The organism is Flexivirga caeni, assembly GCF_003724155.1.
GTDB classification, from domain to species: Bacteria; Actinomycetota; Actinomycetes; order Actinomycetales; family Dermatophilaceae; genus Flexivirga; species Flexivirga caeni.
In genome coordinates, this window is record NZ_RJJQ01000051.1 from 1 (window position 1) to 1065 (window position 1065).

General features: G+C 61.5%; 2 pseudogenes. Both read right to left on the minus strand.

What is annotated here, in order from left to right:
• Positions 1–227 precede the first annotated feature (227 nt).
• Positions 228–371, minus strand: a pseudogene (locus EFY87_RS21430) (IS3 family transposase); the annotation flags it as partial.
• Positions 372–653: 282 nt separating this feature from the next.
• Positions 654–840: pseudogene (locus tag EFY87_RS21435) on the minus strand (IS3-like element IS987 family transposase); the annotation flags it as partial.
• Between the last annotated feature and the right edge of the window lie 225 nt (positions 841–1065).

A 1065-nucleotide genomic window follows, 5' to 3' on the forward strand; every position in this document is an offset into this window, starting at 1 on the left:
ACGCCTGGATCAACAAACCACCCGAGGAAGAACAGGAGGACCAACAACCAGCTGCTTAAGAACCGCTGGCCCCAAACATCTTGACAAATTCCGGTGCCCTGATCCATCCCGGCGTTTCCGGAGACCTTAATTTGTGAGTGCTGCCTCCGATAGGAGGGCACGTTGGCGATCGTAGTGGAACTGCTCCGCCTGGTTTGGGTCATGTCGTCGCAGTAGCTGTGCGGCGGTTCCTGGTTGTAGAACGTGACCCATTCGGCGGTCGCCAGGGACAGCTTGGCGGCCCCTGGGATCAGGGGCCGGTTGTCGACCAACTCGTTCTTGCAGTCCGAGTCCACGGACTCGGCCAGGGGGTAGCTATCGCCGACACTGCCGACCGAGGCAGCGAATACCGGGGCATCAGCGAACATACGAGCCGTCGGCCCCGCGTGGATGTGATCGTAATCCATGGATGGGGCAATGCGCAGGCCATGCTCGCTGAGCAGGGCGAGTTCAAAGTCGTCCAGTTCGTGATGTTACTGAATGGTAGATGCCGAGTGCACGCGACCTCAACGCGGCGCATCCGGAGTTTGCGCAGGTTGCTCGAGCGCCGACGCGTATACCGGGTGTAGCCAACCGAACGCTGTCGGCGCGCCGAGACGCTGACTTTGAACAGGCCCTGGCTCGCTGAGCACCCGGCACATCGGATCGACACCAGACAAGACCGTCCGCACCCACCCGGTTGCCCTGGTGATGAACTCCACTATCAGCGGTGTGGCCGGTCGATCTCGGCCGCGAAGAAACTTGCCGCAGCCTTCACAAGATCCGGTTAGCCGGTTTCAGCTCAGCGTTCTCCTTACGCAACCGCGTGACTTCCCCGCCCTCGCCAGCCGCTTGCGACGCCGCAGCCGCCTCCGGCACGCCGCAAACCCACTTACGTACGGGTTTCGGCCGAACCGATCCCCAGCAAGTCAGCCGCCTCCTTCATCGCCGCCCCCCTGCGTGTCAAGGTGAGTTGAGTCCAGTGCCCGTTAGCAAAGTTGACCCCTGCAGGGCGAGTTGAGGAACCTGATTTTTGATGAGTAGTTC